23 protein-coding genes are annotated in these 26,568 nt (G+C 38.2%); 17 read left to right on the top strand and 6 right to left on the bottom strand.

Annotated features, from left to right (window positions below; genetic code table 11):
* Nucleotides 1–40: 40 nt before the first annotated feature.
* Nucleotides 41–1,267: an ATP-grasp domain-containing protein gene (locus B3D94_RS07900; RefSeq protein WP_069482369.1), complete on the top strand. Its 1,227-nt coding sequence runs from the start codon at nucleotides 41–43 to the stop codon at nucleotides 1,265–1,267.
* A 58-nt stretch (nucleotides 1,268–1,325) separates the two neighbouring features.
* Here B3D94_RS07900 and B3D94_RS07905 read toward each other — a convergent pair whose 3' ends face one another.
* Nucleotides 1,326–1,640, bottom strand: a complete 315-nt coding sequence (locus tag B3D94_RS07905) for a hypothetical protein (RefSeq protein WP_291756356.1) — start codon at nucleotides 1,638–1,640, stop codon at nucleotides 1,326–1,328.
* Nucleotides 1,641–1,803: 163 nt separating this feature from the next.
* Between B3D94_RS07905 and B3D94_RS07910 the strand changes: the two genes are divergently transcribed.
* From B3D94_RS07910 to B3D94_RS07950, 9 genes are all read left to right on the top strand, one after another.
* Entirely contained in the window at nucleotides 1,804–2,880 is a 1,077-nt protein-coding gene (locus B3D94_RS07910) for a M42 family metallopeptidase (protein ID WP_025116982.1), read from the top strand.
* 60 nt (nucleotides 2,881–2,940) lie between these two features.
* On the top strand, nucleotides 2,941–3,462 hold the full coding sequence (locus B3D94_RS07915) for a DUF84 family protein (protein WP_291756360.1): 522 nt from the start codon (nucleotides 2,941–2,943) through the stop codon (nucleotides 3,460–3,462).
* 101 nt (nucleotides 3,463–3,563) lie between these two features.
* Nucleotides 3,564–4,082, top strand: coding sequence for a hypothetical protein (locus tag B3D94_RS07920; protein ID WP_069482368.1), 519 nt, complete (start codon nucleotides 3,564–3,566; stop codon nucleotides 4,080–4,082).
* A gap of 72 nt (nucleotides 4,083–4,154) precedes the next feature.
* Nucleotides 4,155–4,979 carry a DUF1444 domain-containing protein gene (locus tag B3D94_RS07925; RefSeq protein ID WP_291756364.1) on the top strand — a complete coding sequence of 275 codons (825 nt, stop codon included), beginning with the start codon at nucleotides 4,155–4,157 and terminating at the stop codon, nucleotides 4,977–4,979.
* Nucleotides 4,976–5,590, top strand: a complete 615-nt coding sequence (gene ytpR, locus B3D94_RS07930; protein ID WP_193832883.1) for a YtpR family tRNA-binding protein — start codon at nucleotides 4,976–4,978, stop codon at nucleotides 5,588–5,590. The genes B3D94_RS07925 and ytpR overlap by 4 nt, the downstream gene beginning before the upstream one ends.
* A gap of 261 nt (nucleotides 5,591–5,851) precedes the next feature.
* Nucleotides 5,852–8,989 carry a DNA translocase FtsK gene (locus B3D94_RS07935; protein ID WP_291756369.1) on the top strand — a complete coding sequence of 1,046 codons (3,138 nt, stop codon included), beginning with the start codon at nucleotides 5,852–5,854 and terminating at the stop codon, nucleotides 8,987–8,989.
* Nucleotides 8,990–9,218: 229 nt separating this feature from the next.
* Nucleotides 9,219–10,532: a UDP-N-acetylmuramate--L-alanine ligase gene (gene murC / locus B3D94_RS07940; protein WP_193832881.1), complete on the top strand. Its 1,314-nt coding sequence runs from the start codon at nucleotides 9,219–9,221 to the stop codon at nucleotides 10,530–10,532.
* A 108-nt stretch (nucleotides 10,533–10,640) separates the two neighbouring features.
* Nucleotides 10,641–11,138: a DUF948 domain-containing protein gene (locus B3D94_RS07945; protein ID WP_025116988.1), complete on the top strand. Its 498-nt coding sequence runs from the start codon at nucleotides 10,641–10,643 to the stop codon at nucleotides 11,136–11,138.
* 137 nt (nucleotides 11,139–11,275) lie between these two features.
* Nucleotides 11,276–11,767: a YtxH domain-containing protein gene (locus B3D94_RS07950; protein ID WP_036119633.1), complete on the top strand. Its 492-nt coding sequence runs from the start codon at nucleotides 11,276–11,278 to the stop codon at nucleotides 11,765–11,767.
* Nucleotides 11,768–11,820: 53 nt separating this feature from the next.
* Here the strand turns inward: B3D94_RS07950 and B3D94_RS07955 are convergent, their stop codons facing one another.
* Nucleotides 11,821–13,974, bottom strand: coding sequence for a cell division FtsA domain-containing protein (locus tag B3D94_RS07955; protein ID WP_291756379.1), 2,154 nt, complete (start codon nucleotides 13,972–13,974; stop codon nucleotides 11,821–11,823).
* A 174-nt stretch (nucleotides 13,975–14,148) separates the two neighbouring features.
* On the opposite strand from B3D94_RS07955, the gene B3D94_RS07960 reads away from it, so the two are divergent.
* Complete coding sequence (locus tag B3D94_RS07960) at nucleotides 14,149–15,234, top strand: bifunctional 3-deoxy-7-phosphoheptulonate synthase/chorismate mutase (protein ID WP_008176746.1); 1,086 nt, start codon at nucleotides 14,149–14,151, stop codon at nucleotides 15,232–15,234.
* A 174-nt stretch (nucleotides 15,235–15,408) separates the two neighbouring features.
* Nucleotides 15,409–16,413: a catabolite control protein A gene (gene ccpA / locus B3D94_RS07965; protein WP_291756385.1), complete on the top strand. Its 1,005-nt coding sequence runs from the start codon at nucleotides 15,409–15,411 to the stop codon at nucleotides 16,411–16,413.
* 119 nt (nucleotides 16,414–16,532) lie between these two features.
* Here the strand turns inward: ccpA and B3D94_RS07970 are convergent, their stop codons facing one another.
* Genes B3D94_RS07970 through B3D94_RS07980 form a run of 3 tightly spaced genes read right to left on the bottom strand, consistent with a single transcriptional unit; the run spans nucleotide 16,533 to nucleotide 18,997 of the window.
* Nucleotides 16,533–17,693: an acetoin utilization protein AcuC gene (locus B3D94_RS07970; RefSeq protein ID WP_291756388.1), complete on the bottom strand. Its 1,161-nt coding sequence runs from the start codon at nucleotides 17,691–17,693 to the stop codon at nucleotides 16,533–16,535.
* The gene (locus B3D94_RS07975) at nucleotides 17,693–18,340 is read right to left on the bottom strand and encodes an acetoin utilization AcuB family protein (protein ID WP_193832879.1); all 648 of its coding nucleotides are present in this window, start codon (nucleotides 18,338–18,340) and stop codon (nucleotides 17,693–17,695) included. The genes B3D94_RS07970 and B3D94_RS07975 overlap by 1 nt, the downstream gene beginning before the upstream one ends.
* A gap of 24 nt (nucleotides 18,341–18,364) precedes the next feature.
* Complete coding sequence (locus tag B3D94_RS07980; protein ID WP_025116994.1) at nucleotides 18,365–18,997, bottom strand: GNAT family N-acetyltransferase; 633 nt, start codon at nucleotides 18,995–18,997, stop codon at nucleotides 18,365–18,367.
* Nucleotides 18,998–19,321: 324 nt separating this feature from the next.
* On the opposite strand from B3D94_RS07980, the gene acsA reads away from it, so the two are divergent.
* The 5 genes from acsA to B3D94_RS08005 all read left to right on the top strand — a co-directional run bounded on the left by acsA (nucleotide 19,322) and on the right by B3D94_RS08005 (nucleotide 25,548).
* A complete protein-coding gene (acsA, locus tag B3D94_RS07985; RefSeq protein ID WP_414673979.1) occupies nucleotides 19,322–21,049 on the top strand; it encodes an acetate--CoA ligase in 1,728 nt (575 codons plus the stop codon).
* 235 nt (nucleotides 21,050–21,284) lie between these two features.
* Entirely contained in the window at nucleotides 21,285–22,319 is a 1,035-nt protein-coding gene (gene argC / locus B3D94_RS07990; protein ID WP_291756395.1) for an N-acetyl-gamma-glutamyl-phosphate reductase, read from the top strand.
* 44 nt (nucleotides 22,320–22,363) lie between these two features.
* Nucleotides 22,364–23,596, top strand: coding sequence for a bifunctional glutamate N-acetyltransferase/amino-acid acetyltransferase ArgJ (argJ, locus tag B3D94_RS07995; protein ID WP_069482358.1), 1,233 nt, complete (start codon nucleotides 22,364–22,366; stop codon nucleotides 23,594–23,596).
* Nucleotides 23,559–24,344, top strand: coding sequence for an acetylglutamate kinase (argB, locus tag B3D94_RS08000; protein WP_291756399.1), 786 nt, complete (start codon nucleotides 23,559–23,561; stop codon nucleotides 24,342–24,344). Before argJ ends, argB begins: the two co-directional genes overlap by 38 nt.
* A gap of 73 nt (nucleotides 24,345–24,417) precedes the next feature.
* Entirely contained in the window at nucleotides 24,418–25,548 is a 1,131-nt protein-coding gene (locus tag B3D94_RS08005) for an acetylornithine transaminase (RefSeq protein WP_069482356.1), read from the top strand.
* 52 nt (nucleotides 25,549–25,600) lie between these two features.
* On the opposite strand, the gene B3D94_RS08010 is transcribed toward B3D94_RS08005, so the two are convergent.
* Entirely contained in the window at nucleotides 25,601–26,482 is an 882-nt protein-coding gene (locus B3D94_RS08010) for an NAD-dependent epimerase/dehydratase family protein (protein ID WP_069482355.1), read from the bottom strand.
* Nucleotides 26,483–26,568 lie beyond the last annotated feature (86 nt).

Below are 26,568 nucleotides of genomic sequence, written 5' to 3' on the forward strand. Positions count from 1 at the left end.
TAAACACGAAACTAAAATATAAAAGAGAGTTGAAATAAACATGGCAACTGAACAACCATTTTTACCAGTTTTACTAGGATCAGATATGAATGCATATGGGATGGCCCGTGCATTTTATGAAGCATATGGAATTAAACCACTTGTCTTAGGACGTTCTCATTTAACAGCCACACAAGATAGTCATATCTTACAATTTCAAGAAATCGACCGTTTAAATGAGCAGGATGTATTTGCTCCTGCCCTTGCACAAGTTGCAAAACAATATGCGGATAAAAAACTATTACTCTTAGCGTGTGGTGACGATTATGCCAAGCTTATTATTAAAAATAAGCCAGCGCTACAGGAGCATTTCACAGTGCCTTACATCGATGAGTCTTTAATGGATGAAATTTTACTCAAAGAGAATTTCTATAAGATGTGTGATAAATACGATTTTAAATATCCAGGGACAACGACTGTAACAGCAGATAACTATGAAAGTTTTACGCCTCCATTCGAGTATCCAATTATTTTAAAGGCGTCCAATTCTGTTGAATACTGGGCATGTAAATTCCCAGGGAAAAAAAAGGTTTTTGTTGCGCATGATGAGGCAGAAAAAACAGCTATTTTAAAAGCAATTTATAGCTCAAGCTATCAAGATACAATGATTATTCAAGAATTTATCCCTGGTGATGATTCTTATATGCGTGTGCTTAACGCTTATGTGGGCAAAGACGGGAAAGTCAAGCTAATGTGTCTAGGAAATCCTATTCTAGAAGAACATTCACCTGAAGGAATCGGAAGTTATGCAGCAATTGTTACAACATACGATAAAGAATTAATGGATCAAGTACGTTTCTTCTTAGAGGACATCGGCTATACAGGCTTTGCCAATTTCGATATGAAATACGATATTCGTGATAAACAGTACAAGCTGTTTGAAATTAATTTACGTAATGGACGTTCCAGCTATTATGTAACGGCAAGTGGCCATAATTTAATGAAGTATGTTGCTGATGATCATATGTTAAACATTGAGCAAGAGGTTACTTATGTGGAAGATAAACATCTGTGGATGGTTATTCCAAAAGGTGTATTATTCAAATATGCATCGAACGAAAAGCTTAAATTAGAGGCAAAAAAATTAATTAGTGAAGGTAAATACACAAACTCCCTTTACTATAATGAAGATATGAATACAAAGCGGTGGGTGAAGCTAACACTCAATAACTTAAATTATTATCGTAAATATAAAAAATACTTTAATAATAAAGGTTTATCAGAATAATAAAGAGAAGCCATCTCAATTAAAAATGAGATGGCTTCTTTTGCTTGTTTTTTAAGGGCTAAACCTCTGTTAATTCCACTACAACGCCAGAGCGTGCATCAGCAGCAAATTCAAATGTTTGCATTTCACCCTCATGCATGCGTGAGATTCCTCCACGATAGACAGGAATAGTAATGATACCATTTGTATAATCTTCTGTTTTCATAAAAATCCAGGAACCGTCAATCGGAGCATCCTTTTTAAATTCTTTTTTTATGTTTTCAAGTACTTGTCCTGCAGGTACGAACGGAGAAACTTTTTCACTAGCTTCTTTAATAATGACTGCGGCAGCTAAGCCAGTTGCAACACCAATTAAAAAATCACGTAATTTCATACATCTTCCTCCTTTTTCTGTACCTATATTTTAGCATAGCCTATAGAGTGAATGCACGTTCACATGATAACAGTTTTAGAAATGTATCAATATTTCGAATTCGGAAATAAATATGTTACAATAGGCGAGGAAGAATATTCTACTTCGTGGGGAGAGAGTCAACATGAATGAGGAAACATTGCAATTATTTAAAACATTAACAGAGTTACCAGGTGCTCCTGGTAATGAGCACGCTGTTCGCGCGTTCATGCGATCTGAGTTGGAAAAGTATTCAGATGAAATCGTTCAAGACAATTTGGGGGGGATTTTTGGTGTAAAGCATAGTGATGTTGCAGATGCTCCAAAAATTTTAGTTGCAGGTCACATGGATGAAGTAGCATTTATGGTTACTTCCATTACTGATAATGGCATGATTCGTTTTCAGACGTTAGGTGGCTGGTGGAATCAGGTTATGCTTGCACAACGTGTAGAAGTCTATACGAAAAATGGGGCTATCCCTGGTGTTATTGCATCTATCCCACCGCATTTATTAACGGATGCAGAACGCTCTAAGCCTATGGATATAAAAAATATGTTAATTGATATTGGTGCTGACAGCAAGGAAGATGCGGTAGCATTGGGAGTTCGTCCAGGACAATCCATCATTCCTGTTTGTCCATTTACACCAATGGCCAATCCGAAAAAAATTATGGCCAAGGCTTGGGATAACCGCTATGGCTGTGGTTTAGCAATTGAATTAATGAAAGAAGTCAAAAATGACAAGCTTGGATCTCATTTATATTCAGGGGCAAATGTAATGGAAGAGGTTGGTTTACGTGGTGCTCAAGTGTCAGCAAACATGATTAAACCAGATTTATTTTTTGCATTAGATGCATCACCAGCAAATGATACATCAGGTAAAAAAGATCAATTTGGACAGCTTGGTAAAGGAACATTACTTCGTATTCTAGACCGTACAATGGTGACACATCGTGGTATGCGAGAATTCATTTTAGATACAGCTGAATCCAACCATATTCCTTACCAATACTTTGTATCACAGGGTGGAACTGACGCTGGGCGAGTACATACAGCTAACGACGGTGTACCAAGTGCAGTAATTGGTGTTTGTTCACGTTATATTCACACATCTGCGTCTATCATTCACATTGATGATTATGCTGCTGCTAAAGCATTAATTGTTGAATTAGTGAAAAAAGCAGATCGTTCGACTTTAGAGTCTATTCGCGCTAATGTATAAGAAGTTGGAAAGATGCCTGTAAAAAGGCATCTTTTTCTATGGGAAGAAAGTAGGGGTTTGATGAAAATAGCAATTGGAACTACTAATAAAGCGAAAACTGAAGCAGTTGAAGCTGTAGCTCAAAAATATTTTGAGGATACAATCTTTACCTATGTGAGAGCTGCTTCTGAAGTATCAGATCAACCTATGTCGAATGAGGAAACGAGATTAGGTGCCATAAACCGTGCCAAAAATGCCATGATAACAACAGATGCATCATTATCCTTTGGCTTAGAAGGTGGTGTAACTGAAATAGAAGACGATATGTATGTGTGTAATTGGGGTGCATTAACAGTATCCGATGGAACAACGTTTACAGCGGCAGGTGCACAAATTATTTTACCAAAAGAAATTGCCCAGGAAATCAGATCTGGTGGAGAGCTTGGCCCACTGATGGAGAAGTATACACAGCGCAGAGATATTCGTCAGGGCGCTGGAGCAGTAGGGATTTTTACACAAGGTTTAGTAAGCCGACAAATGATGTTTGAGCATATTGTATCACTATTGGTTGGTCAATATTTGTTCACATTTTCTGAAAAATAGTTAAATGGAATTAGTGATGTGCATGCGGAGAGGTTGCATCTTCCTAATAATTTTTTTAAAATAGAAAAAAAGTTAGTAGTGAAAGAGAAAGGAAGAGAGACATGTCATATAAATGGCTACAAGCTATTGGCCTGACGCTGTTACTTCTGATGCTTTCTGGCTGCAATCAATCGATCGATGAGCAAATTGCCAACGGGCTTCAAATCACAGAAACGGTTTTTGCAGAAGAGCCTGAAGAACATACCGAGGAAATTGGGGATATTAATTTATACTTACCTTCAAATTTTAAAGTTGAAGATAGTTCAGATGCTTACAATATTGTTATTTCAAAAGGAAAAGAAAGCTACATCCTCTTCATTAACGATAGAGAAGCACAAGATAGTAAACTTTATTATCATCTTTTAAAAGAAAATGAAGCTGATAAAATCATTGAGGAGACTACTTATGATAAAGATGGTCGCTTTGGCTTTACAGCGGTACTAAAAACAGATGATGAGAATGAAATGGAGCTCATTGTGAGTAGTGGTGGCGTGAAAATGACCACGATTTCTAAGGCCAAACATATAGAAGATAATTTGCGTGAGATGACGAAAATCGTTCATTCGGTTAAGATGAAGTAAATAAACAAGATTGAACAAGACGGTTCACAAACATGTGAGCCGTTTCATTTTGAAGATAGGATGTGAGAAAGAATGAAGCAATTGACATCAGAGCAGCTTGTAGAGCTATTAAGAAAACGATTAAACGAAGAGAAATACGATTTTCATTTCGATAAAAAGCACGATAAATTAAGATTAAATCATAAGACGATTGAAAAAGGTATGGAGCTTTCGTTACCTGGAATTTTAGCAAAATACAATGATAAGCAAGAGTCAGCTATTGATGAGGTTGTGTATACGATTACGCAAACTTTTAATGCGATGGAACAAGAAAAAGAACAGGGTTTCCAAACGGATACACACATTTATCCTGTTATTCGTGCGACATCATATCCTCAAGCGTCAAAAGAGGGACATGCGTTTATTACAACAGACCATACAGCGGAAACACGTATCTTTTATGCGCTTGATTTAGGCAAAACCTATCGTTTTATCGATGAATCTATGCTGGAAGCTTTACAATTAAGTGTAGAGCAAATTCGTGAAATGGCACGTTTTTCAGTTAAACAATTACCAACTTCTTATAAAAAGGATGAGGTCGCCAATAACATCTTTTATTTTGTTAATATGAATGATGGCTATGATGCAAGCCGAATTTTAAATGAGAGCTTTTTAAAAGAAATGCGTACTCAAATAGAGGGGGATATGACATTGTCTGTGCCCCATCAAGATGTGCTAATTATAGGTGATATTCGGAATGAAACAGGGTATGATGTATTAGCGCAGATGACTATGCATTTCTTTACAGTTGGTACAGTACCAATCACGTCATTATCTTTTATTTATGAAGATGGGGAATTAGAACCGATCTTTATCTTAGCAAAAAATAGAGTGAAAAAGGAGCAAGAAAAACAATGAACGTATTTTACAACAAAGAGCATGTAGGAGATGTATTACTAGTTCAACTAGCAACGGAGTCTATCGTTAATACAGCAGTAGAGCGTGCTGGAGATATTGCTATTTTAAAAGAAGCTCAAACAGGTGAAGTTAAAGCATTTAATTTATTTAACGCGAGCCAATATGTACAAACAGATGCAAAAGGATTAGTTGAGGTAACACCTGAGTTAGTTGAACAATTAGCAGCAGCAATCGAGAAGAACGGTGCTAACATTAGCCTAGACGTTGATTTTTCTCCGAAGTTTGTCGTAGGTTTTGTAGAGACAAAAGAGAAGCATCCAAATGCTGATAAATTAAGTATCTGTTCTGTAAACGTTGGAGATGAGACTTTACAAATTGTTTGTGGCGCACCTAATGTAGAAGCAGGACAAAAGGTGGTTGTTGCAAAAATTGGTGCAGTTATGCCTTCAGGAATGCTTATAAAAGAAGGGAATTTAAGAGGTGTAGATTCATTTGGCATGCTTTGTTCAGCACGTGAGCTAGCTATTCCGAATGCTCCATCTGAAAAAGGGATTTTAGTTTTGCCTGAAGATGCTATCGTAGGTAGTGCATTTGAATCAATGAGTAAATGATAAACTCATTTTTTAATAATAAAATTATTATAAAATTAAATTTTTATCATGATATTATCCAATGTATCAAGGTGAAATTCCCTAAATCGTTATGTTACTAATATGCTAGTAACATAACGATTTTTTTGTGTAGAATGAGCCTCTAAATGCAAGTTTCGCGACCGTTTTTATGGTATGCTTTTGATATAGACATTGAGCTATTGATTTGAGGAATACTAGACAATGCTATAAATGAAGTGTAAGAGAAATGAGTGAAACGAAGTGAACTGGTTAAAAAAACAAATAACTAAAATTTTAAATAAAGATGAAAATGAATACGAGTATGAAGAATTTTATGAGGACTATGGTGAGGAACAAGCAGAACAGTTACATATTCAGCAAGAGGCGCCGATGACTAAGCAAAAAACTTTCCGTTTCCCATTGATTGACGATGATGAGGAAGGCGTTGTATCACAAGCGCCCCAAAAAGAAATGTTCAATCAGGTAGAAAATGATGATTATTATGGGCAAATTGAGGATTTATCCTTACCCAAGCATTTAAATCATCATATTGTTGATTCCAGCGTTTATGATGTAGATGTATCAGGGATTCGAGATTTATTAGCGAATCGTTCAAAACGCACTGGTAGAAAAACAACTATGAAAAGTCAACCAGTTGAACAGGAACACCGTTCAAGAGCGAGTTTAGTTTTCCGAGATGCACAAGATCGTGAAGAGTCAATCATACCTAAGACAACATCTGCACCAAAAGATAAACCACAGTGGAAAGAACAAAAAGTTCAAAAAGTAGATAGCGATTTTCTTGAAAATCGTAAACGCTTTGTCCCAACGGATGTACCTTCACCCGTTTATGGATTTGCGAAACCAAGTCCTATCAATGAATTATTGGATAAAAGAAAAGAAGAACAGGAGCTACAAGAAACGGCTAGGGCAACCTCTGATGTATTGACAATTCATCAGTCATTAAAAGAAGCGACAACAAATGTGGCTAATGAAAATATACTAGAAGAAAAAGAGCCGCCTAGTACAGAACATCATGTTGAAATTGAACAAGAATTCCATGAACCGACTGTTGAACCTATTACATTTGATGCTGATGTATTGGATGAAGAAAAGGGTGTACCGGACAGTGCGCCAACGGATATCGTGGTGCCACAAACCACACCTTTTGCCATGGCATTTGAAGATCAAGTGAAGGAAGCAGCTATGCAAGATCAAACCATACAGCAGCTTTCTGCAGAGCAGTCTGAGATTCATGTTAAAGAATTGATTGTGGAACAAGTCCAAATTGAAAATTCCACCATTCATATTGGAGAGGTAACTGTCGTACAGCCTTCTAGTAATGAAGAGGACTATCAGTTGGATATTGATGAACAATCATCTGATGCTTTGCCAAAGGAAGAAAAAAGTCGCATTCCTTTCAATGTTTTAATGTTAAAAACGGATAAAGAAAAATGGCGGATTCAACAGCAAATGAAAATGGCACAACCTATTCGTGTGGAAAGTAATCTGGCAGCGGTAGAAGATGTGCTGATGGATGTGACGGAAGCTAAAGAAGAGGAACAATCCCTGCCTTCGGAGAGCATAGATTCAGATGCTATACAGCTAGTTGAACCACAGCTAGAGGAAGAAAGCGATTCACAATCTGCTTTATTCAGTCAAATTCAAGGAGATGTCGAATACAATGGACGCGAAGATGAAAGACAAGAACTCGTTACAGAAGCCAAATCAGAAAATCCAGTAGCAGTTATTACAATGGCTCCTGTAACAACTATGACTCGTGTATCTACGAATGAAGGAGCAGAAATTGAAAGAATTAGTGTAGATGAAGTTGCTGCAACGACAGAGCTAGAATCAGAGTTCATTTCAGTAACTGAAGTTCTTCCTGAAATTGTAGAGGATTCTCCAGTAAAACCTGTGGTGAATCAAGAACAGATTTTAGAAGCTGAACAGGAGCTACCGGTTGAGGAAAAAGCAATACCTGTTCACGTTTATCAAAAGCCTACTGACGAATATTTAGAGCTACCAGAGGAAAAAACACAGGATACAGATTGGATGGAGCAGCAGGGAGATACATTGGTGGAAGCACTTTCTTATTTCCAGGTTTCTGCTCAAATCGAATCGATTATGCAGGGACCAGCAGTTACTCAATTTGAAATTACTGTGAGTCATGGTACGAAGGTAAGTAAAATCAGAAATTTAGCAGATGATTTAAAGCTTGCTTTAGCAGCAAAGGATATTCGTATTCAAGCACCAATCCCTGGGAAAAGTTCGATTGGTATTGAGATCCCAAACCGAGTATCAAGAGCTGTACGATTATCAGAAGTGACGAATAGTGCATCCTTCCTTGAATCAGATTCTCCGTTGGAGGCAGCATTAGGTCTTGATCTAACAGGTAAGCCTGTTACACTAGATTTACGAAAAATGCCTCATGGTTTAATTGCTGGTGCGACAGGCTCAGGTAAATCCGTTTGTATCAATTCTATTTTGGTTAGTTTATTATATAAAGCTGCACCACATGAGCTAAAACTAATGTTGATTGACCCTAAAATGGTAGAACTAGCACCATTTAACCATATTCCACACTTAGTTAGCCCTGTGATCACAGATGTGAAGGCTGCAACGGCAGCACTTAAATGGGCAGTGGAGGAAATGGAACGTCGATATCAACTGTTTGCGCATGCAGGGGCAAGGGATATTACGCGCTATAATGCAATAGCAGATAAAAATAATGAACATAGCTTGAAATTGCCATATATTTTAATTGTTATTGATGAATTAGCCGATTTAATGATGATGTCTCCAGCAGATGTAGAGGAGGCAATTTGCCGTATTGCTCAAAAGGCACGTGCATGTGGAATTCATTTAATTGTTGCAACACAAAGACCATCTGTAGACGTTATTACAGGATTAATTAAATCCAATATTCCTACACGTATTGCCTTTGCGGTATCTTCACAAATTGATTCTCGTACAATTTTGGATGGGCAGGGAGCAGAAAGGTTACTTGGACGAGGCGATATGCTATATTTAGGTAACGGTATGTCAGCGCCAGTTCGTCTCCAAGGTACATTTGTTACAGATGATGAAATTGAAGCGATCATCGAGCATGTTCGTGAACAAGGAGAGCCTGATTATATTTTTGATCAAGAGGAGCTATTGAAGAAAACAGAGGTATCCGCAGAACAGGATGATTTGTTTGAAGATGTTTGCCGTTTTGTTTTTGAACAAGGTGGAGCTTCTACGTCATTAATTCAGCGAAAATATCATATTGGCTATAATCGTGCTGCTCGTTTAATTGATATGTTGGAATCACATGGCTTTATCTCAGAGGCAAGAGGTAGTAAGCCGCGTGAAAGTTTCATTACGGAAGAAGATTTAATTACTATGTTTGAATAGGAATTGCCTTGTTTTCGTCTACATTATCTAATTTACGTCGAAATTAGTTTTTTTAGAAAAGTTACACATCTATCCTTATGCATAAAAAGTGCTATAATAGACAAGATGTGTTGAATAGTACGTATTTTTTAATACTTGTGAAGGTATTAATACCTAATCAATCGTGAAATAATACGTTACACCTAATAGATGATAGATGGGATATTGAAATTCCCGGGGGGTTTAATTAATGACAGTTTTTCATTTCACAGGCATTAAAGGTTCTGGCATGAGTTCACTTGCACAAATCTTATTTGATGCTGGTGAACAAGTACAGGGCTCAGATGTCGATAAATATTTCTTCACGGAGCAGCCGTTACGTGAACGTAATATTCCAATTTTTACATTTAATGCAGATAATATTAAAGAAGGCATGACTGTAATTGCAGGTAATGCTTTTCCTGATGATCATCCAGAATTAATTCGTGCCCGAGAAATCGGCGTAGAGATTATTCGTTACCATAAATTTTTAGGAGAATATATTGGTAACTATATATCCATTGCCATAACAGGTGCACATGGTAAAACTTCAACTACAGGTTTAATGGCACATGTGGTAGGTGGTTATAAACCAACATCATATTTAATTGGTGATGGTACTGGTGCTGGTCATGCGAATGCTGACTTCTTTGTGATGGAAGCGTGTGAATACCGCCGACACTTTTTAGCATATAATCCTGACTATGCGGTGATGACAAATATTGATTTTGATCACCCAGACTACTTTGCCAATATAGATGATGTCTATTCTGCTTTTCAATCATTAGCTTTACAAGTAAAGAAAGCTATTATTGCATGTGGCGATGATGAACAACTTCAACGTATCCAAGCAAAAGTTCCGGTTGTTTATTATGGATTTGGATCTGAGAATGATTTCGAAGCTCGTAATGTTGAAAAAACGACAGAAGGTACAAAATTCGATGTTTTTGTTCGTAATGAATTTTATAGCACTTTCTTCATTCCATTATTTGGGGATCACGCCATTTTAAATACATTAGCGGTCATTACTCTATGTGAATATGAAGGAATTTCACCGGATATTATTCAGGATCGTTTGCACACGTATAAAGGTGTAAAAAGACGTTTTACTGAAACAGATATAGGGGATAATGTATTAATAGATGACTATGCCCACCATCCAACGGAAATTCGTGCTACCATTCAATCAGCGCGACAAAAGTTCCCAGATCGTGAGCTAGTTGCTATATTCCAACCGCATACATTTACACGTACACAAGCTTTTTTACAAGATTTCGCAGATAGTCTAAGCCTTGCAGATACAGCCTATTTATGTGATATTTTTGGCTCTGCAAGAGAAACGCAAGGCGCACTTTCTATTCAAGATTTGGCGTCATTAATCGAGGGCAGTGCAGTGATTACCACTGAAGGAATTGATATACTAACAAAACATCAAGGCGCAGTATTCTTATTTATGGGTGCTGGAGATGTTCATAAATTCCAAGATGCTTTTGAAGCCGTGCTTAAAAACGATGAAACAGCTTAGTCCGTAGGGGTTAAGCTGTTTTTTTAAAATTTGAGCAGGAATTCCGTTTTTTTTGTCGAAGATAGGGAAAGTAATAGTAAAGAGAATTTACTAGCAGGAGGTCAACTTATGGAAGTGATTTTGTATATTGCAGCCATTATCGCTGCAATCGGGTTTTTAATTTTATGTGTGAGTGTAGGAATGACATTATTCTCGCTCAAGTCCATCTTAAGCAGTTTATCTGGTACTTTATCAGGTATTGAAGGCCAAATGGAAGGTGTCACACGAGAAACAACTTCTTTATTATCCAAAACAAATAGCTTAGCAGAGGATATTCAACATAAATCTGAACAGTTAAATTCAGTGGTTCAAGCTGTTAAAGGTATTGGTGATTCTGTTAATGGTTTAAATAATTCTGTACAGCAAATTACTTCTTCTGTTTCTAAAAGTGTAGAACAAAATGAAGAAAAAATTGCGCAAGTAGTACAGTGGAGCAATGTTGCAATGGGCATTGCTGATAAATGGAAAAAGCGCAAAATCATAGAGCAAGAAACTGTATCTGAGGATGTGTATGGCTTTGACACGGTTCAAGTAGAAAAGCCGAAAAGAAAATGGGGTCGTAAATAGTAAAAATTATTCAGTAAGTACATGATACGGTCTGAATAAAAATAAAGTCTTGGACATAAGTTGAACATGCATCTGTAAAAAGTAGATGGACAACCTGTCTAGACAAAATTGATAATATGATGGGGAGGAATTGTTGCATGACAACTCAAAAGCCAAATTTTAATGAAGTAAAGGAAAAACAGCTTGAAAGTTCATTGCCTCAGCTTTATCATTCGCAAGATTCGATTTATGAAGAGGAGCGTGTAAACATGAAAGATTTTGTGATTGGCGCATTAGTAGGTGGAATTGTAGGTGCTGCAGCAGGTCTACTGTTGGCTCCAAAATCAGGAAAAGATTTACGTAGTGAAGTGGCTGTACAAGCTGTTCATTTAAAAGATAAGAGTGCAGACTTCTCGACAACTGCAAAAGATAAAACGGTTCAACTTTCTAAACAAATTCAAGAACAATCTACACAATTAGTGGAGAAAGTAAAAACTTTAAAAACAGCAAAGGCTCCTACAGTTTTTGATGATGGGACGGTTTCCTTTGAGGGTGAAGAACCACTTGAGGATTTTATTCCTAACGAAGAAGTAAAAGCAGAAGAGAAAAAAGACGAAACAAAAGACTCAAATGAAGAAGTACGTGCATAATGCATAACGAAAAGGGATACGTTACATGATCATCGTGTAACGTATCCCTTTTTTTATACGATAGGGGTTTCAGCTAATAGTATTTCAAGTCGATCGCCACCGAAAATTTCCATATCAAAACTTGCAGGCTGGCCGTTTCTTAAAATCGTAAAATTTCCTTTGAATGTGCTTGGGAGCTGCCAATTAGAAAAGCGAAATACATCTTGATAAATCCAACGACTGCGATCCTTCTCTGTAAATAATACAGTGGCTCCATTGGGCACAGTTGAAAGAGGAGCTACAATCATTTGATTGACCAGTGCTTCATGTACTGTTTTGGAAAGCTCCACTACTTCATTTTGGAAATGAATAATGATTTTATCTTCCAGCAAAAGATTCATTTGGTCTGCAATGTGCTGAACAGTTGGCAATGATTGCTGCTGAAAGTTAATCATGTCACCATCTTGCACAGCATAGCTCAATTTAGTAGTTTTACCATTAATTGTTAATTGGGAAGAAAACTCAGGTAAAAATAAAGGCTGTCCATCGACATGTATTGTATAAGACTCAAATTGCTTCAATAAATGCCAGTTGTTTGTGGCTTTAAAAATTTCCTCAATGGTTTCAGCTATCTCAAAAACGACACTATCACGATCATTCAAAACTGTATCCAGCGATGCGGGTGAGTGATTGACTGAAATTTTCGGCTCAATGACATATTTTGTATTTTGAATAGTTATGGTCTTGATTGCAGCATGATCAATAAGATCTCTCACCGTTACTGTGGCTGGCTGTCCATCTTGTCCTTCCTCTAGCTGAATGGCATCGCCTGTTTTAATTAGTGTTTTCGTTGATGCTTGTTGTCCGTTGACTAATATTTCAGCTGGCTGTCCATGACCACCAGGAATGAATATATCTTGTCCGTTAACACTAATAGATAAGCCGTGGCCAGGTTTTCCATACAATTGTTTAGCGCGGATATTAGCCGCTAAAAAAGCATCTGCAACTGTCATTTCTTTTAGCTCAAAAAGACGAACCACCTGATTATTTACCGTTAAACTCATATATTGGATAGGCATTTTTTTCGCTGCTATGGCAATACCGATTGGCGTAACTAACTCTGGCGATGCTTTGATATGCTCTTCTTTTGTCAGGTTTTGAATAGCATCAATGCCTCGAACGGCTATACGGTTTGCTGGTAAATCAAGGACTAGTCCAAGTTCTGTTGTTAAGTTAGGTGTTAAGCTACCTCCGCCAACAAGCATAACAGCCTTTGGAGCCACACGGTTATTGAGTCGTAAAATTTCTTCTCCAATGGACTTTGCAAGCTGCTTGACAGCAGGTTCAATTGCTAATAAAACTTCAGCTTTTGGGTAATACTGATCAAAACCAAGAATATCTTGAATTAATATTTCTTCTGCTGTTTGAAGCTGACGCTTTGCTATTTCGGCAACAGGAAAGTCTAGTAAATAATGGTCACTTAAAGCCTCTGTTATTTCATCGCCTGCTGTTGGAACCATACCATAGGCTACAACAGTACTTTTATCGGTAATGGCAATATCAGAAGTACCCGCGCCTATATCGACAAGAGCCACATTTAAACGACGCATCGTGGAAGGGATAAGGACATTAATAGCTGCAATTGGTTCTAATGTCAAAGCTTCCATTTCTAAATCAGCTCGTTTTAAAGCGGCAATTAATGATTCGACTACAACACGAGGTAGGAACGTAGCGATGACCTCGATTTGTGCCTCGTCTCCTTGTTGATCCAAGAGGCTGCCAATTTCTTCACCATCCAAGCGATAGTAGAGGACTGAGTAGCCTACGCAGTAATAGTGACTTATTTTGGCATCTTCTTTATGTTGTAAAAGTTGCTGTTGGGCTTGTTGAACTGCTTGGAGCTCTAAGCGACTTATATCTTCTTCTGTAAAAATAGGACGATTACGTATATTGATCGTCACGCTAGCTTGTTCAGTTTTCAAGGATCGGCCCGCTGCTGCAACACTTACTTTCGTCAGGGGACCGTGTTTCTCTTCAAGTTCATATTTTATTGTATTAATTAATTCTGCCACATACATGACATTATGTATTTGACCATCCACCATGGCACGTTCTTTATGCTCTTTCACTACAATATCTTCTACATGATAATGGTCATTTTCTTCTTGAAGAATAATTCCGACCACTGAGCGTGTACCAATATCAAGTGCAAATAATTTAGAACTCAATGTAATCGCTTCCTTTCGCGTTATATCTCAATTTTAATTTAGCGAGTTGAAGCGCTAAATTAAAAATGCGTGACATTCTGAACAACATTGATTATAATATTGCTATTATCTAAAAATGTAACATACATTTCAGAGTTCTGAAAGTGTCTGTCATGAGGAGAGGAGCAAGAAAGCATGAGCCAAAAAGATTTAGAAAGCTTACGTAGTCAAATTGACGGATTAAACTTAGAAATTCTTCGTCTTATTAACGAACGTGCAGCTGTAGTTGATGAAATCGGTAAAATTAAAGAAAAACAAGGTGTAAATCGCTATGACCCACTGCGTGAAAGACACATGCTTGATCTTATTAAAGAACACAACCAAGGTCCATTAAACCAAATGACGGTAGATTATATATTTAAACAAATCTTTAAAACAGCTTTAAAACAACTTGAAGCTGATAAGAAGAAAGAATTACTTGTATCTCGTAAGAAAAAATCCGAAGATACAGTCATTAATATTAATGGTGAATTAATTGGGCAAGGGAAGCCATCTTTCGTTTTTGGTCCTTGTGCTGTTGAATCTTATGAGCAAGTAGCTGCAGTAGCGGCTTCTATTAAGGCAAAAGGTGAAAAGCTAATCCGTGGTGGTGCTTATAAGCCACGTACTTCTCCATACGACTTCCAAGGTCTTGGATTAGAAGGCTTAAAAATCTTAAAACGTGTGTCTGAGGAATATGGTTTAGGCGTTATTACTGAAATTGTGACGCCAGGTCATTTAGAGGAAGCATTAGATTATATTGATGTGATTCAAATCGGTGCACGAAATATGCAAAACTTTGAATTATTAAAAGCAGCAGGTGCAACTAATAAACCTGTCCTACTAAAACGAGGCTTAGCTGCAACGATTGATGAGTTCATCCATGCAGCGGAATACATTATGTCTAAAGGAAATGAAAATATCATCCTTTGTGAGCGTGGTATTCGTACTTATGAAAAAGCAACTCGTAATACATTAGATATTTCTGCCGTACCAGTGTTAAAACAAGAAACACATTTGCCAGTATTCGTAGATGTTACACACTCAACAGGACGTCGTGATTTATTGTTACCATGTGCCAAAGCAGCCATTGCAATCGGTGCTGATGGTGTTATGGCAGAAGTGCATCCAGATCCATCTGTAGCACTTTCTGATTCACAACAACAAATGGACATCCCAACATTCGACGCATTCTATGAAACACTACAAAAATTCATGAAAAATCATGAAATCCATGCTTAATTGTTAACAGCTAACACCGCTTGCTTACTTTGGCAGGCGGTGTTTGTTATATCGTGACAAAATAATGTCTAGAATAGGACTATTAGTACTTGGTTTTTACGTAGTTCTTCTTGAAAATAATATGAAAATTATCGTATGATAAGGCTATAATAGGAAAAAAGGGAGGCACGTACGATGACTGTTACAATTTATGATGTTGCAAGAGAAGCAAATGTTTCTATGGCAACGGTCTCTCGTGTAGTCAATGGTAATCAAAACGTAAAACCAGCAACACGAAAAAAAGTACTAGAAGTAATTGAACGATTAGAATACCGTCCAAACGCAGTAGCGCGTGGATTAGCAAGTAAGAAAACAACAACAGTTGGCGTGATTATCCCAGATATTGCAAACAATGTTTATGCAGAGCTGGCTCGTGGTGTAGAGGATATAGCTACAATGTACCGTTATAATATTATTTTAGCCAACTCAGATCAACATGAAGATAAAGAGTTACAGTTACTTGATACTATGCTTGGCAAACAAGTAGATGGTATTGTGATGATGAGTGATGAAGTAACAGAAAAGATGCAACAAACAATGGATCATTCACCGGTCCCTATTGTATTAGCAGGCTCTGTAGATGAATCGCAAACAATAGCTACTGTCAATATTGACTATTTCCAAGCGGCTTATGAAGCGATATCTTTACTGATTCAAAATGGTCATACACGCATTGGTTTCGTAACGGGCCCACTTTCGTATACAATTAACGGAAAATTCAAGCTAGCAGCCTATAAGAAAGCATTACAGGATGCTGGCTTGCCAATAGATGAAGCTTTAATTGCTGCTGAAGAATCTAGCTATGACATGGGCTTAGAAGCTTGGGAGATTTTATCAGCGCTTGAACAACCACCTACAGCCTATTTTGCGGGCAGTGATGAATTGGCAATTGGTTTAATTCATGGTGCACAAGACGCCGGTAAAAATGTTCCAAAGGATATCGAAGTGATTAGCTTTGAGAATTCTAAGTTAGCACGAATGGTTCGTCCACAACTAACAAGTGTTGCATTACCACTGTACGATATTGGTGCTGTTGCTATGCGCCTACTTACTAAATTGATGAGTAAGGAACCGGTCGAGGATGAGGCGGTAATTTTACCCCATCGTATTGAACATCGACAATCCGTCAAAAGTAAATAATATTTAGGAACACGTAAATCTTATCGAGGATTTGCGTGTTTTTTATTTAAAATGGAGCGCAGGGTGATGTGGCTTTAAACCAATGAAAAAAACCCCACGAAAAATCGTGAGGAAAGGTGTTAATCTCGTTTTTCATTGCGAATAAGGTGTAGTGCTTTTGCTAACATTTGAGCATTTTTTTCTTCTATTTCTGTCTTCCGTGGAATGGGCTCATATAAAGGATATGGGTCCTCCCAAGTTGGAATAAAAGGAACGGGAGCTTCAGTTTGCCAGCGGTCAAGCCATGCCTGTGGAAGAGGTCCCGATGGTAACGCCTGGTCAGTCATTTCTAACCAGAGCATGGACCAAGCACGTGGAACTACTCGCCATATATCATAGCCACCTCCACCCACTGCAATCCACTTACCATCGCAATATTCATGGGCTAATTGGTGTGCGAGTTTTGGAATTTCACGATATATATTCATAGTGCCATGAAGATGTGTCAAAGGATCAAAATAATGGGCATCTGCTCCATTTTGCGTGAGCACAACATCGGGCTTGAAATATTCGAAAACCTCTCTCATAGATTGTTCATAGATTTCTAGGAAACTTTCATCCTCTGTAAAAGCATCCATAGGGAAATTAAAGGAGGTACCATACCCTTGTCCGTTGCCTCGTTCAGTAATATTGCCTGTTCCAGGGAATAGATAGCGCCCTGTTTCGTGAATAGACAATGTACAAACATTTGGATCCTCATAAAAGCTCCATTGTACACCGTCCCCATGATGCGCATCTGTATCGACATATAATACACGGGCATTATATTTTTCCTGTAAGTATCGAATCGCAACTGTACTATCATTGTAAATACAAAATCCTGATGCGCGACCACGAAAACCGTGATGTAGCCCTCCACCAAGATTGAGCGCATGCTCAGCTTTTCCTTCCATTACATAATCAACGGCAGTTAATGTCCCACCGACTAATTGGGCACTTGCTTCATGCATATTTTTAAAAATTGGTGTGTCTTCTGTGCCGATACCATAGCTTTCACATTGGGATACCGATAATTCTCCATGTCCTGCCTTCTTTACGATATCAATATACTTAGGGTCATGGGCAAGCAGTAGCTCCTCTTCTGTTGCAACACGTGCTGGAATAATATCTATATCATCGAGAGCATCTATTTTTTTTAGTAAATCCATCGTTAGCGTCAAGCGTTTATGATTAAAAGGATGTGTATCTGAAAATTTATATCCGAGTTGTTCAGGCGAGTAAACAAATACTGCCTTTTTCATTATAACGAAACACCTGGTAAATTAGGCCAGAGTACATCAAATCCTTCTTTGCGAAGGTCTTTAATCATAGCTAAAGGATTCAGTGTTTTTACTCGGACGCTTAAAATTTTATTTTGCGTATTTTCAGAATCAGGATACACTAAGACGCTTTGGACATTGGCATGATGATGATGAAATATCTTTGTTATTTCAAATAAAACACCTGGCGTGTCAGCTACTCGAATTTCAATTTTTGAGCCAGGTTCCGTAGCACCGGTCAGCTCTATATATGTATAGAGTAAATCCGTTGTAGTAACAATTCCTACTAATTTCCCTCCAGAGACAATAGGTAAACAACCCACTTTGGATTCGTAGAAGGTAAGAGCGACCTCTTCAACAAAATCAAGTGGATGACCGACAAGCGGATCCTTGACCATTATTTCTTCTACTTTTGCATGAAAAACAGGAGATTTAGGTTCATCTTGTAAAGATGATGGCAAAACTTCTTTAATGTCCCTTTCTGTAATCACTCCTAGAACGTGACGTTCATCATCTATAACTGGTAAATGGCGAACTTTTTTGTCACGCATTAGCTTTAGTGCCTCCAATACGGTATTGGTAGGAGCTAATGTGTAAGGTTCCTCATTCATAATTTCTTCTACGATCATATACGTATCCCCTTTGCATTGGTTTTAATACATGAAACGATTTCTAAAACGAAGCCTATCAAATCTTTCGATTGTCTCAGGAGGCACGCGTTTACCTTCGCGAGCCATTAAACAATTTGCTGGGTGTGATGTAATTTCTGGATCATCCGTAGCAAAATATTCGAATCCGACAGAACTCATCATCTTCTCCATCATTTTGCGATAGTCCCAAACATTTAAGCCAGTCCCCTTTAAATCCCAATGCCAATAATATTCGGTAGTTATCACTAAATAATCCTCCATTTCATCACCCATAAATGAAACGGCTAGTAATGCCTTTCCTGAACCGGTTCCGCGATAGTCGGGAATCACTTCAATTGCCCCTAATTCAATCATGTCATCGATTCGGTCCTCTGCCCATCGTTCAAGTGGATCAGGATAAAGATAGGTCACATAGCCTACAACAATATCTTCGTTTCGAATAATAATAATACGCCCTTCAGGAAGCCCTGCAATTTCAATGATAGCTTGTTGTTGCTGTTTTGGAGGTCTAAAAGCAACCAAGCCCTCATGGAAAGAATAAGTAGCTAATTTTTCTGGAGGAACAGGTCCTTCCACATACACAGTACCATGCTTAGTTTCCCTTTTGACAGAAAAAAAAGTTTTTTTATGTTCCATAATGCCACCACCTGAGTTTAATAATTCCATTATAGCTGATTTCTTGCGTAAAAACGCTTATTTTTGCAAAATATACCTGTATTTTCGGAAAAGTAAAAATATTAAGACAATCTCTTTGGATTCGTGTAAAATATAATATATTGCTTCTGTTATTTAACAGATAAAAGTAGTGTAATTAAGAATTATGTCATTTGTAATGTGATAAACTGTTATATAACAAAAGCTGCATATATATTTTGCTTGGAACGTAAATTTATTATTTCAGCAGAGGGGATTGTTGAAAAATGAACAGTTTGAAGCAAAAGCAAAGAAAGGGGTAGTTTCATGGGGATGAAAATGAAGGAGAAGTTAACGGCTTTAGCTGGTCAGCACCATTTAATGAATTATGAAGAAGTGGCAAAGTCTCATAATTGGGCTGATACGGAAAAAGCATTTAGCTGGTACGAAACAGGTTTAGTGAATATGGCGTATGAGGCAATTGATCGCCATACAGAAACACATCGTAAAAATAAAGTTGCCCTTTATTTTAATGATGGTAAACGTAAAGAGGCGTATTCATTTAATGAAATGAAAAGGTTAACCAACAAGGCTGCCAACGTGCTCAAAACAGCTACTAATCTACAAAAAGGTGATCGTTTATTTATTTTTATGCCACGATCTCCTGAGCTCTATTTTTCATTATTAGGTGCGCTGAAAATGGGGGTTATTGTTGGACCATTATTTGAAGCTTTTATGGAAGGTGCTGTGTATGATCGACTAGCAGATAGTGAGGCGAAAGTATTAGTTACTACACCGGCGCTACTTGAACGTGTACCTATCGCTAAATTACCTCATCTCGAGCATATCTTTTTAATAGGTGAGGATATTGAGGAAACAGCCCAAATTCTAGACTTTAATCAACGATTGAAAGGGGCTTCTGCTCAGTTTGATATGGAGTGGGTAGATCGAGAAGATGGGATGATTCTTCACTATACCTCTGGATCAACTGGTGCTCCAAAAGGAGTGCTACATGTTCATAATGCTATGCTTCAACAATACCAATCTACGAAATGGGTTCTTGATTTACGTGAGGAAGATATTTATTGGTGTACGGCTGATCCAGGATGGGTGACAGGAACAGCCTATGGTATTTTTGGGCCATGGTTAAATGGGGTAACAATGGTGATCGTTGGAGGAAGATTCTCACCGCAAGCATGGTATCAAGCCATTGAAGATTATAGTGTTACGGTATGGTATAGTGCACCAACTGCATTCCGTATGCTGATGGGGGCAGGGAGTGGCTTGCTTGAAAGCTATGACCTATCATCTTTACGTCATGTGCTATCTGTCGGTGAACCATTGAACCCCGAAGTGATTCGTTGGGGCGTAGAAGAATTAGGTCATCGAATCCATGATACATGGTGGATGACAGAAACAGGAGCGCATATGATTTGTAATTACCCTTCGATGGATATTAAGCCAGGATCGATGGGAAAACCACTTCCAGGTATTCATGCGACGATTGTAGATGATGCTGGAAACGAAGTACCACCGTTTACAATGGGAAATTTAGCTATTCAACGAGGTTGGCCAGCTATGATGCGTCAAATTTGGGGCAATCCAGAGCGCTATGAATCTTACTTTTTAAAAGGGAAATGGTATGTATCTGGAGATTCTGCCTATATGGATGATGACGGATACTTCTGGTTCCAAGGTCGAGTGGATGATGTCATTATGACAGCCGGTGAGCGTGTAGGACCATTCGAAGTGGAAAGCAAGCTATTGGAGCATCCAGATATTGTTGAAGCAGGAGTCATTGGAAAACCAGATCCAGTCCGAGGGGAAATCATAAAAGCCTTTGTATCCTTACGAGAGGGCGTTGAACAATCTGATCGATTAATTGAGGATATAAGAGATTTTGTTAAAAAAGGTTTATCGGCTCATGCTGCACCACGTGAAATTGAATTTAAGGAAAAACTACCAAAAACACGCAGTGGTAAGATTATGCGTCGAGTGTTGAAGGCATGGGAGTTAAATTTACCTACGGGTGACTTATCGACGATGGAAGACTGATAAAGTAAAGGACATCAATTAATTTTTATACAATCTATGCATGAAAAGAAGGTAAGGATTCATTCAATCAATGAAAGGATTCTTGTCTTCTTTTTTCTTTATTTCACAATGCTGAAGGGATATTTTAACGGGAAGGTATGGTGTACGGAAAAAAATGAAAATTAAATAAAAATTCAGTTGACTTAATATTTATGCAGACGTATACTATTTTTAACTTATTTTAGAGGTGAGTGCATTGAAAGTAGGAATTGTTGGAGCAACAGGTTATGGTGGGCTAGAGCTTATTCGGTTTTTACATAATCATCCGGCTGTAGAGCAGCTAACATTATTTACTTCTTCCGAGGAGGGAGTTCTTTTTTCTTCAAAGTTTGGTCATCTTTTGACGATTGTAGATAGGCCGTTACAAAAAATAGAGGAAGATACTTTAGCGATGTTTGATGTAATTTTTACAAGTACACCATCTGGCGTAACAAGTAAGTTATTACCATCATTGGTTAACAAGGGTCCAAAATTAATAGATTTATCTGGTGATTTCCGGTTAAAAAATCTTGCAAGCTATGAAGCATGGTATGGCAAAAAAGCAGCACCATTTAATACAGTTCAGCAAAGTGTTTATGGTTTAACGGAATGGAATTCAGAGCAGATACAGCAAGCTACTCTTATTGCTAATCCAGGTTGTTACCCAACAGCAGTGTTGTTATCATTACTACCGCTAGTGAAAGAACGCTTAATTGATCCGAGCTTTTTAGTGATTGATGTAAAAAGTGGCATCTCAGGAGCTGGCAATAAGCCGTCACAAACAACTCATTTTAGTGAGACGAATGAGAATTTCTCTATTTATAAAGTAAATACACATCAACATATACCAGAAATAGAACAGGCTTTATCCATGTTTGCTCATGTAGAAAAAAATATTACTTTCAATACTCATTTAGTACCTATGACACGCGGGATTTTAGCAACATCCTATGCGCCTGTAATGGCAGGTGTTACAGAGGATCAGTTGATTGCTTGCTTACAGGAGACTTATGAAAAACATCCTTTTGTTCGAATTGTTACAGATGCTACTAGTTTAGGGACTAACCGTGTCAAGGGTTCCAATTATTGCGATATTTTGGTGAAAGTAGATTCTCGTACAAATCGTGCCACAATCGTTAGTGTGATTGACAATCTAGTCAAAGGGGCTGCAGGGCAAGCTATCCAAAATATGAATGTACAATTTGACTTACCACAAACGACAGGTCTTGATGTCGTACCGTTCTTTATTTAACAGTTCCACGTTTAGTTTGATGAAAAAATAAGGAGGAATTATGGATGACAGTTACTACATCAATAAATGTAATGAAAAAATTATCAAGTAAAAATATTGTTTCACCAAAAGGCTTTAAGGCAGCTGGGTTACATTGTGGTTTAAAACATAAGAAGAAAGATTTAGCGATTTTATTAAGTGAGGTACCAGCTAGTGTTGCTGGTGTTTTTACAACAAATGCTGTGCAGGCAGCCCCATTAAAAGTAACAAAGGAAGTTGTTTACACAACAAAAAAAATGCAGGCGATAATCGTGAATTCGGGTAATGCTAATGCTTGTACAGGGAAGCAAGGGGTGAAGGATGCCCAAACAATGCAGGCGCAAGCGGCTAAAAAATTAGGGATTGCACCTGAATTGGTGGGAGTTTGTTCAACGGGTGTCATTGGCGAAATGATGAAGTTGGAGCCAGTAATAAACGGTATTCAACAGCTAGAACCGAAGGACAATTTAGAAAGTGCTATTGACTTTGCACAGGCGATTTTAACGACAGATACAGTTATGAAAAACACAAGCTATAGTACTACGATAGATGGCAAGGAAGTCATTATCGCTGGTGTTGCGAAGGGTTCAGGCATGATTGAACCAAATATGGCAACAATGTTGGGCTTTATTACGACAGATGCCCAAATAGAATCTGATGTATTACAAAGTGCATTATCCGATATTACCAATCTCACGTTTAATGCCATTACAGTCGACGGGGATACATCTACAAACGACACAGTTGTTGTATTGGCGAACGGTTTCGCCGGAAATAAGCCGTTAACACCTAAGCATCCAGATTGGTTAAATTTCTATTACACATTGAAAACAGTAGCCGAAGATTTAGCAAAAATGATTGCCAAGGATGGAGAAGGGGCAACCAAGCTTATTGAAGTAGAAGTTGTTGACGCAGTTTCAGATGAAGAGGCACGAAAAATTGCGAAGACCGTCGTAGGTTCACCACTTGTAAAGACTGCTGTTTTTGGCTGTGATGCGAACTGGGGACGAATTATTGCAGCAGTAGGGTATAGTGGTGCGAATGTAGATCCGGATAAAATTACGATTCAAATTGGAGGCGCTACAATGGTAGAAAACGGTGAGCCAATTCCTTTCTCAGAGGATGAATTAATACAAATTTTAAAAATGCATGAAGTGAAAATATATGTGTCCCTTGGTATGGGTGAAGGTAAGGGGCATGCTTGGGGATGTGACTTAACGTATGACTACGTCCAAATCAACGCATCATACCGCTCGTAAACGAATGGTGATCAAGCTCGGAGGTAGTACACTAGAGGGCTTAAATAAAGATTTTTTTTATAATTTTAAAAAGCTTCAAGATAGCGGTGTGGAGCTTATTATTACTCATGGCGGTGGCCCAGCTATTAATCGTGAATTAGCTGCTCGAGGCATAGAATCGCATACATTAAATGGTATACGTGTGACAAATGAGATAGCTATGAATGTTGTCCAATCAACTTTGATTGGGCAGGTTAACCCTACTTTAGTTCATGAATTAACAAGTGCCGGCGTTAAAGCCATTGGGCTAAACGGTTTTGATGGTCAATTAATGGTGGCAGATTATTTAGATAAAGATGTTTATGGTTTTGTAGGAGCAGTAAAAGCCATCCATACAGCCTTACTTGAAACTTTATTGTCAGTGGGAATTGTACCTGTTATTGCTTGTGTTGGAGCAAGTGAAGCAGGTCAGGCTTTAAACATTAACGGTGATACAGTCGCAAGTGAAATAGCATTAGCCTTAGGGGCAGATAGTTTATTATTCGTTACAGATGTAAGTGGTATTCGAGTCTGTGATGAATATCAAACAATGGCAACACCCTCTCTTATTGACCAATGGATAGAACAAGGGCATCTATATGGGGGGATGATTCCGAAAGTACAAGGAGCTATCGATTGTTTACGTGCAGGTATACCTTCCGTGCAAATTGTGGGAGAGACATTGATTGGCACTACAATTGTCACTTCCGATAAACTTCATGCTACCTAATGTTCTAATAAGAGCTTATTAAAAGTATAGATGTTGAAAGAAGACCATTTCAAATAATAGCGGAGATGATAACATGAGTGCTTTATTCGGGAACTACGGTAAACGTCGTGCGCAAATCGTCAAAGGGCAGGGCACCGTCGTAGAGGATTCTACAGGAAAACAATATTTAGATTTTACTAGTGGTATTGCAGTAGCAAGTCTGGGGCATGCCCATCCAGCCATCGTGCAGGCACTGCAAGAGCAAAGTGAAAAGCTGTGGCATATATCGAACCTTTTTGATATCCCTGGTCAGGAAACAGTGGCTGAAAAATTAATCGCTCATACGCATTTTGCACATGCTTTTTTCTGTAATAGTGGGGCGGAGGCAAATGAAGCGGCCATTAAGTTAGCGCGTAAACATACAGGGAAAAATCACATTATTACTTTCGAAAAATCATTCCATGGTCGCACATTCGGAGCAATGTCTGCAACAGGTCAAGGCAAAATACATAACGGCTTTGGACCACTCGTTGAAAAATTTACGATTTTGCCATTCAATGACGCTGCCGCACTAGAAGCTACTATTGATGACTCTGTAGCAGCCGTTATGCTGGAGATGATTCAAGGTGAAGGTGGCGTTAATTGTGTATCGCTAGAATTCGCTAATGCGATTGCGAAAGCATGTGATGACAAGGGGATATTACTCATTATCGATGAAGTCCAGACAGGAATTGGAAGAACAGGAACACGCTATGCCTTTGAACAAACTGTGTTAAAGCCACATATTGTGACATTAGCGAAAGGCCTAGGTGGTGGCTTCCCAGTAGGGGCAATGCTAGGAACTGCCGAGCTTTATTCAACCTTTAGTCCAGGTACACATGGCACTACATTTGGTGGCAACCCTCTTGCGATGAATGTAGCTCAAGCCGTCTTGAGTCATGTTTTTGAGCCAGCATTCTTACAGCAAGTACAAGATCAGTCAGCGTATTTTGTAGCACAACTAAAAGCGCATTTACCTTCTAACTACATCATTCAGGGTCAGGGCTTAATGCTGGGAATTAGCTGTGGCGAAACAGAAGTAGCGGCTTATATCACAGCTGCAGAGGAGAAGGGTCTCTTGTTAGTGGGGGCAGGTCCAAATGTTATTCGTTTATTGCCACCATTAACTGTAACGAAGGAAGAGATTGACGAAGCAGTAGCTATTTTAAAGACTATATTATATTAATCTACAGACAAAGAATCTGCTGCTTATTTAGCAGACTCTTTGTCTTTCTTTTTTATTGAAGTTGTTTTACTAATGTTTTAACTAATTTTGGTAACCAATCATGAAGTTGACTAAATGTAAATCCTGCTTTCTCTGCTTTCGCATTCGTCATATACCAATCAGCAGATACACCATATGGTGATTGTGATTCTTCATCGCCACCAACAAGCGAAATTTTTGCGCGCTTTCCACTCTCTTTCTCAATCAATGCAAGAAGTTCTTTCAATGAAATGGCACCAGAAGCCGTAGCATTGTACGGTCCTTCTATAGGAGTAATGCCTGCAAAATATAAAAATTCAGCAGCTTCCTCATCTGTAATATAGCTCATCTGTGCATCGATATTTGGTAATGAGATTGGCTGATCATGTAAAATACGTTCAACATGAAAATGCAAGCGACGTGTGTAATCATGTTCGCCCATAACAATTGGGAAACGTACGGCAACAACTGGGAATGAAGCTTCTTTAAACAACACAGCCTCAGCCTGTCGTTTTCCTTCTCCATAGGAAAATTCATCTCGATCCCCCATAAGAATTTGATAATGGTAAGGCTCGAAATCTTCTTCCTTTTTCATCTTGCCATCTACTTCATAGGTTGAAAGAGTAGACGTAAAGACAAGTTTTTTCGTTTTCCCTTTTAAAAGCTCACAAATGGTATGTGCCTCGTTAGGAGAGTAGCAAATATTATCATAAACAATATCCCACGTTGTATGGGCGAGAGCATTTTCTAATGCGTCATGGTCATCCCGATCAACTATTAATTGTTTGACAGCTGTTCCAAAAGGATTGCCGCTTTGACCGCGTGTTAAAATCGTTACATCATGTCCATTCTCAATGCAAAGTTCCACTAATTTTTTTCCAAAAAAACGTGTGCCACCTAAAACTAATATGTTCATATTTTCCCTCTCCTTCAAAATAGTAGTCTTCTTAATAATGACAAAAAAACAGACTTACTACAAATCAAAAGTGAATTGTAGTAAGT

It is taken from the genome of Lysinibacillus sp. UBA5990 (assembly GCF_002429815.1).
GTDB lineage: Bacteria > Bacillota > Bacilli > Bacillales_A > Planococcaceae > Lysinibacillus > Lysinibacillus fusiformis.